General features: G+C 63.8%; 7 protein-coding genes. 1 reads left to right on the forward strand and 6 read right to left on the reverse strand.

Annotated elements, in window-relative coordinates:
* Nucleotides 1-557: 557 nt before the first annotated feature.
* The 6 genes from Q4543_RS23265 to Q4543_RS23290 form a co-directional block, all read right to left on the reverse strand.
* Entirely contained in the window at nucleotides 558-1,211 is a 654-nt protein-coding gene (locus Q4543_RS23265) for a GntR family transcriptional regulator (protein WP_303442321.1), read from the reverse strand.
* Between the two features lie 23 nt (nucleotides 1,212-1,234).
* On the reverse strand, nucleotides 1,235-2,011 hold the full coding sequence (locus tag Q4543_RS23270; protein WP_303442324.1) for an ABC transporter permease: 777 nt from the start codon (nucleotides 2,009-2,011) through the stop codon (nucleotides 1,235-1,237).
* A 1-nt stretch (nucleotide 2,012) separates the two neighbouring features.
* Nucleotides 2,013-2,855, reverse strand: coding sequence for an ABC transporter permease (locus tag Q4543_RS23275; RefSeq protein ID WP_303442327.1), 843 nt, complete (start codon nucleotides 2,853-2,855; stop codon nucleotides 2,013-2,015).
* Nucleotides 2,852-3,934, reverse strand: coding sequence for an ABC transporter ATP-binding protein (locus tag Q4543_RS23280; protein WP_216003622.1), 1,083 nt, complete (start codon nucleotides 3,932-3,934; stop codon nucleotides 2,852-2,854). Before Q4543_RS23280 ends, Q4543_RS23275 begins: the two co-directional genes overlap by 4 nt.
* A gap of 70 nt (nucleotides 3,935-4,004) precedes the next feature.
* On the reverse strand, nucleotides 4,005-5,051 hold the full coding sequence (locus Q4543_RS23285) for a PotD/PotF family extracellular solute-binding protein (protein ID WP_303442330.1): 1,047 nt from the start codon (nucleotides 5,049-5,051) through the stop codon (nucleotides 4,005-4,007).
* A 44-nt stretch (nucleotides 5,052-5,095) separates the two neighbouring features.
* Nucleotides 5,096-6,070, reverse strand: a complete 975-nt coding sequence (locus Q4543_RS23290) for an isopenicillin N synthase family oxygenase (RefSeq protein WP_303442333.1) — start codon at nucleotides 6,068-6,070, stop codon at nucleotides 5,096-5,098.
* A gap of 37 nt (nucleotides 6,071-6,107) precedes the next feature.
* On the opposite strand from Q4543_RS23290, the gene Q4543_RS23295 reads away from it, so the two are divergent.
* The gene (locus Q4543_RS23295; RefSeq protein ID WP_303442336.1) at nucleotides 6,108-7,178 is read left to right on the forward strand and encodes a nucleoside hydrolase; all 1,071 of its coding nucleotides are present in this window, start codon (nucleotides 6,108-6,110) and stop codon (nucleotides 7,176-7,178) included.
* Nucleotides 7,179-7,285: the final 107 nt, after the last annotated feature.

A 7,285-nucleotide genomic window follows, 5' to 3' on the forward strand; every position in this document is an offset into this window, starting at 1 on the left:
AATGTGGATTATGTAATAAATTGTCGAAACGACCCACCATTCAAAATGGCGGATGTGTCCGAGATTCAATTGGTCGTCCTGTCCGAGTGTCCCACCGGTGCTTCAGTTGGCTTTTGAATAGACCCGCGCTTAGTCTCTTCCAAGCTCGGAACGCGATCTCCGCCTGAACGCCTGTTCGACCTTCAGGCCTTGAGGCAGCGAACCTGCGGACTTGTCCCGCTGCGGGTTTCGTGGACACCTGATTAGGTTTGCATCGCGCGTCATGCAGCCCTGCTCAGCTTCGTTTTGCGCTGACCACGTCTCTCGTGTGTTCATGGAAGGTGAGGACCGGGCCGAAGATCTCCACGGTCACCGCCGGGTTGTCCTGCGTGACCCCGGCGAACAGCGTCGGCCGCTAGTAGTTGCCCTCGCGCTCGAAGGGCGCACCGCCACAGAGAATCTCGCCCCCCAGCCTGGCCACCACCTGCATGATGCCACCAGCCTGGCCGAGATAATCGGCGAGAAGCCCTGCGGCGCCAGCGCAGTCGGCGGGCTGCGCAAGCGTTCTGCTGATCTGTCTAGTCGGTAAGAAACAGCGATCTGGTCGTTACCCAGGCGCGCTCGACGAGGGCCATCGTAACTTTCTCCGCCCCATCGGCCCGCCCCGCGCGGATTTCGCTGATCATCGACCGGTTGCTCTCGATCATGTCGCCGACGAGGCCCGTCGCGATGCGGTAGGCGCGGTGTCGGTAGCGCAGCGCTGGCTTGTCGAGTTGCGCCAGCAACTTCGCGAGCACGCTGTTGCCGCAATTCTCGTGCAGCAGCGCGGTCATCCGAACGTTGGCGTCGAAGGCCGCCTCGCGGTCGCCACTGACATGCGCCTGCTGCATCGCGCTCAGCTCGGCATCGAGCGCATCGGCGATCCCGACGTGGTCCAGCCTGCCGGCAAGCAGCCGGCTGCAGGTGCCTTCGAGCGGGATGCGGCAGGCCGAGATCTCGTCCAGCACCTCGACCGACATATCCGTCACCCGCGCTCCGAAACGCGGGCGACGCTCGACGAGGCCGCGGTTTTCGAGGATCTGCAGCGCCTCGCGAAGCGGCGAGCGGGACACGCCGAACACTGCGCAAAGCTCGAGCTCGCGAAGCTTCTCGCCGGGGGCATATGTCTCGCGGATGATCGAATCCTCGAGGCGATCCGCCAATTCGAGCCCGATCGGCCGCATCACCAGCATCTGCTCTACCCTCTGCATCGCAGTCATTTCTTACCAAACACAAGATCTGCCAGCCCGAGCAATAGCACGGTCATGATGATCGAAACAGTCGAGACGGCAGCCGCTTCCGGCGTGAAGTTGAACCGCAGGTAATCATAGAGCTGGATCGGCAGCGGCGCCGAGCCCGAGCCTTTCAGGATGAACGAGATGCCGAAGGTATCGAAGCTGATGATGAAGGCAAAGACCGCGCCGGTGGCCACGCCGGGCGCGATCAGCGGCAGGGTGATGCGACGGAAGGCGGTGTATCGGCTGGCCCCCAGCGTACGTGCCGCAAGCTCCGCTGCATCGTCGCGCGACTGCAGCGAGGTCACCACATTCAGGAACACGAAGGGCAGCGTCATCAGCACGTGGCCGGTGAACAGCGCGATCTTGTGCTCGGTGCCGATGCCGATTTCGTAGAAGAAGAATAGCAGCGCGATGGCCGTCAGGATCTCGGGCAGGATCAGCGGCAGCAGCACGCCGATGCGCACCAGCTCGGCCTCGCGTCTTGCGTGGCGCACGAAGTAGAGCGCCGCCATCGTGCCCACCACCAGCGACACCGCCGTGGCGCAGGCCGCAAGGATCGCCGAGTAAAGGATGGCGTTGATGAAGACGTCGTTCTGCAGGAAGGTCCAGAACCAGCGCAGGCTCAGCCCCTGCGGCGGGAAGGTCAGAAAGTTGCCGGCGTTGAACGAGGCCAGCACCACCACCGCGATCGGCGCGATCAGGAAGACGTAGACACAGACCCGCACCAGGGTCAGCAAGGGGGTGACAATCTGCATGTTACTTCCACTCCATCCGGGTGAGCCGCGCGAAGATGAAGACCACCAGCCCCGCCGCCGCGGCGAGGGTCAGCGCCATAGCCGAGCCGAAGGGCCACTGGAACTGGTCGATCAGCGCATCTACCACCAGCAGGGTCGTGGTCTTCACCCGCATGCCGCCGACCAGCGCTGGCGTTACGTAGGACGAGATCGCCAGCACGAAGACGAGGATGCAGCCCGCCTGCACGCCGGGCATCGAGACCGGGAATGTCACCCGGCGGAAGATGGTGAAGCGGCGCGCCCCGAGGGAGCGGGCCGCCTGTGCCACTGCAGGGTCCATGGATTGCAGCGCCGACAAGAGCGGCAGCACCATGAACGGCAGGAACACATGCGCCAGCGCGAGCGCCACGCCGAAGTTGTTGTACATCAGCGGCAAGGGGCGCTGGATCAGACCCATCTGCATCAGCGTCGCGTTGATGACCCCCGAGTTGCCCAGAAGAATTGTCCAGCCGTAGCTGCGCACGACGATCCCGACCAGCAACGGCGACAGCACGATGCCGTAGAGGATGGCACGCCAGCGCCGAGACGCGGTGACGATGTGCAGCGCGACGGGATAGGCCAGCGCAAGGCACACGAGCGTCGTCACCATGCCGAGCAGCATCGTATGCGGCAGCGACATGGCATAGTAGCCCTCCGAGAAGAACTGCGTGTAGCCCTCCAGCCCGAAGCCTTCACCGTAGGGCGCGCCCTTGGCACCGGGCGTGCGGAAGCTCATCACCAGGACGATGACGTAGGGCAGGCCCACGAAGAGAAAGATGATCGCCGCCGCCGGCAGGATCAGGACCGCGCTGCGCAGCTTTCTCATGCCGCCACCCCGGCGGCGGCACCTGCTCCGCCCTGCATCGGCCAGAGCCGCTGCGCATCGAAGCTCAGTCCAACCGCCTGCCCCTCGGCGACGGTCTGGCTGGTCGGACCCAGCACCAGCAGCGGGCCACAATCGGTGTCAACGTGATACTCGATGTGGCCGCCGCTGAAGTAGCGCTTGGCGATCCGCCCGCCGAGCTGCGCCGCAGCCGGATCGACCAGTGCGATCTGCTCGGGGCGGGCCATGACGCGCAGGAGGGCTCCTGCCGGCGCCAGAGCCGCGCCCGGCAGCCGCAGCGTGCCGCCACCCGGAAGGATCAGCGAAGTGCCGCCCTCCTCCAGCGCGGCGACCGGCAGTTCGAGAATGTTCGCATTGCCAACGAATTTTGCCACCTCCTCGGTGACCGGGTGGTTGTAGACGTCCTCGGGCCGCGCCGCCTGCGCGATGGCGCCGTTGAACATCACCACAACACGGTCGGACATGGTCATCGCCTCGTCCTGGTCGTGGGTCACATAGATGGTGGTGATGCCGACGCGCTTCTGCAGATCGCGGATAAAACCGCGCATCTCGTCGCGCAGCTTGGCGTCGAGGTTCGCAAGCGGCTCGTCGAGCAGCAGGATCGCGGGCTCGATCACCAGCGCCCGGCCAAGCGCGACGCGCTGCTGCTGGCCACCTGACAGCATCTTCGGGTAGCGGTCGGCGTATTGCGTGAGCTGGACCATGTCCATCGCCCGCGCAACTCGCTCCTTGATCTCGGCGCGCGGCACGCGGCGCATCTCGAGACCGAAGGCCAAGTTCTGCGCCACCGTCATATGCGGGAAGAGCGCGTAGGACTGGAACACCATGCCGATGTCGCGATTCTCCGGCAGTTTGCGAGAGATGTCCTTGTTGTCGAACAGGATCTTGCCGTCGGTGATCTCCTCGAACCCGGCGATGCACTTCAGCGTGGTCGACTTGCCGCAGCCCGACGGGCCGAGCAGGGAAACGAACTCGCCATGGTCGATATTCAGCGAGATGCCCTTCAGGGCTTCGGCCTTCCCGTAGGACTTCACCAACGAGAGGATGGAGACTTCGGTCATGTTATCGGACGTTCCTTGACTGAAAGGCCGCCCCGGACGTCCGGAGCGACCCTTGGCTGTAGCTGCGGGCTCAGGCCCCGAAGATTTGGTTCCAGCGGCGCGAGATCTCTTCGGCATTGGAATTCATCAAATCCCAGTCCCACTTGATGAACTGTTCCATGGCCTCGCCGGAGACGGGAACATCCTTCAGCAGCTCGGGCGGAACCTCCACCTTCTTGTTGACCGGCGAGACGAAGAACTCGCGCATGAGCAATTCCTGCCCGGCCGGGCTCAGCACGAAGTTCAGGTACTGGTAGGCCTGCTCGCGTGCCGGAGTATTGGTGCAGATGTTGAAAGTCTGGTCCCACATCATCAGCCCTTCCTCGGGGATGATGCAATCGACCGGCAGGCCCTGGTTGCGCAGCCGCGCGATCTCGCCGAAGTCGAAGGGCGCGACGGCGATCTCACCGGTGGCAAGGCCGGTGCTCATGTTGAAGTCGGTCTGGTAGACTGGTCCCAGTTCCGCAAGCTTGGCAAAGCCGGTCTCGAGATCGGTGATGCCCGAGCCGTAAAGCTTGGACGCCAGCATCAGGAACATTTTCCCGGCGCTGTTCTTGATGTTGTAGAGGCCCAGCCGTCCCTGCAGCTCGGGCATCTCCCAGAGATCCTTCCAGGACTTGGGCGGCGTCTGGATCATATCGGTTCGGTAGCCGATGCCGATCGGCGAGATCAGACCGACGGCGGCATAGCCCTCGGAGGCCTCTGTCGCCACCGGGTAGAGATCGGCGTAGTTCGGCAGCTGCGCGAGGTCGAGCTTCTCGAAATAGCCCTCGTCACGCAGCACCGTGGCATAGATCTCGTTGGTCATGAGGCAGCCGTAGGGCGGATTCTCGACCCCCGCAGCGCGCATGTTGGTGGTGTAGACGCTGCCGAGCCCAATATCGAGCTGCGGGTCGATCCCGGTCTCGTCGGTCAAGGCGGGCAGGAAGACTTCCTTCCAGAACTTCTCCCACGAGCCGCCATAGGTGGTGATGACGAGTTTCTCGGCCTGGGCGTAGACACCTGGCACATTGAGGACCGACGCGCCGCCAAGAGCGAGCAGCCCCTGCAGCATGCGGCGCCTGTTGATATCATTCATTGTTGAACTCCCTGTTGTCTGGGTCTTGTCGTTGCCTGGATGAATCAGGAGGCTTTCTTGCGATAGTCGTAGTTCTTGTTGAGCCGCTCGAGCAGGTAGTCGCCGTAAAGCACCGGCTCCATCTGCGCCGTCTCGCCCTTTTCCAGCATCTCTGCCGGGCACTCGACCAGCGCGCTCATCGAGGGATCGTAGAAGAACGGCTGCGAGTAGCGCTCGCGCCCGGTCAGGTTGCGTACCCGGTGCGGCGTCGAGACGAAGCGGCCGTTCGACCACTTGGCGAGGATATCGCCGACGTTCATCACGAACGTGCCCTCGATCGGCGGCGCGGGGATCCAGTCGCCGCGCTTGTTGCGCACCTCGAGCCCGCCCACATCGTCCTGCTTGAGCAGGGTGACGAAGCCATAATCGGTGTGCGGCGCAGAGCCGAACAGCTCTTCTTCGTCGGGCTGCTCGGGGTAGTGCAGAAGGCGCAGGAACAGGGTGGGGTCGATGAAGTGCTTCGCGAACCAGTCGCGCTCGAGACCCAGCGCCTCGGCCAGTGCGCCGGCGATCCGCTCACCGAGCTTGGTCATCTCGGTCATATACTCAAGCGCAGTCTTCTCGACATCGGGAAGCTGCGCCGGGAACTGGTTCGGCCCCTGCAGCGGCTCGCCCGCATAGGCGGCATCCTCGGGGACCTCATGCATGATCATCAGGCTTTCCGAGCGGTTCGGCTTCGTCACCTTTGCCACCGAGGAGGTCACGATCGTCGAGCTCGACATCGGCATGTAGCCGCGATGGAAGCCGTTGATCTTGAGCGCCATCTTCTCTTCAAGCGGAAGATCATGGAAGGCGGCGTTCATCTGGCGCATGCGCTCCACCAGATCCTCCGAAACCTCATGGCCTGCCAGATAGGCGAAGCCTGAGGTCTCAAGCGCGTCCTTCAGCGCCGCGACGGTTTCGGCGCGTGCCGCTTCCGACGCCCCTTCTGCGAGACCACCGAGGTCAACAACGGGAATGTTGTCGAAATCACCTTTCATAGCCGTATTCCTTCATGTCTACTGTATACAGAATACTGTGTTCCAAGTGGTCGGCGAGGCACGAGCCTTAAATGCTGAATCCTGCGCGCAACATTCAGATGGCCACGAAATTAGGCAAAATCAGACCGTCTCCGCTGAGGCGAAAGACAAAGAGGTAACCAAGGTGCAGTCTAGACCCGTAATTATCGATACCGATCCCGGACAGGACGACGCCTTCGCGATTCTTCTCGCCCTAGCCTCGCCGGCGCTCGAGGTCCTCGGCCTGACCACGGTCGCCGGGAACATGGGGCTCGCGCAGACCACCGACAACGCCCGCCGTATCGTGGAACTCGCCGGCCACACGGACATTCCGGTTTATGCCGGCGCCGATCGCCCGATGATGCGCCAGCCGCGCCCGGTTCCCGAGATCCACGGCGATACCGGTATCGACGGCTGGGACTGGGAGGAGGCCCGGCGCGGACCGGAGGCGGCAAGTGCCGTCGATTTCCTCGTCAGGACGCTGCGAGCGCATCCCAGCCCCGTCACGCTGATCGTGCTCGGGCCGCAGACCAACATCGCGCTCGCGCTCAGCGTCGCGCCCGACATCAAGCGCAACATCGAGCGCATCGTCTTCATGGGCGGCGGCTTCTTCGAGGGCGGGAACATGACGCCCGCCGCTGAGTACAACATCCTCGTCGACCCCGAGGCGGCGCGGATCGTGCTGAAATCTGGTCTACCGATAACCGCCGTGCCGCTCGACTGCACCCATGCCACGGCCTCGCCGGTGCATTGGTCGCACCAGCTCGCTGCCCATGACGGCGAGGTCATGCAGGCCTGCGCGGGGATGATGGAATTCTTCGAGATTTATGGGAACAAGAAATACGGCACTGCGTCGCGGCCGCTACATGACGCCGTTGCCGTGGCAGCGCTGCTTTGGCCCGAGCTCTTCGAAGGCAAGCTCTGCCCCGTCGATGTCGAATGCGCCGGAGAGCTAACCACCGGCATGACCGTGGTCGACTGGCTGCGTCAGACCGGCCGTCCGGACAATTGCCTGTGGCTGAACGGATGCACCGACCCCGCGGAAGTCTATCGCCGTATGGAAGCGGCGCTCGCCACCCTCGCCGCGTAGCGGCTGCCTGCGGGAGAGCCTCATGGCCCTCCCTCCCCCGCGCTGCTCAGTAGCCGCGCGCCCGGTCGACCATGAACTCCGACCGCGGGCCCCGCGCCAAGGCGCGG

It is taken from the genome of Salipiger sp. 1_MG-2023 (assembly GCF_030547555.1).
In the GTDB taxonomy this organism is placed as follows: Bacteria; Pseudomonadota; Alphaproteobacteria; order Rhodobacterales; family Rhodobacteraceae; genus Salipiger.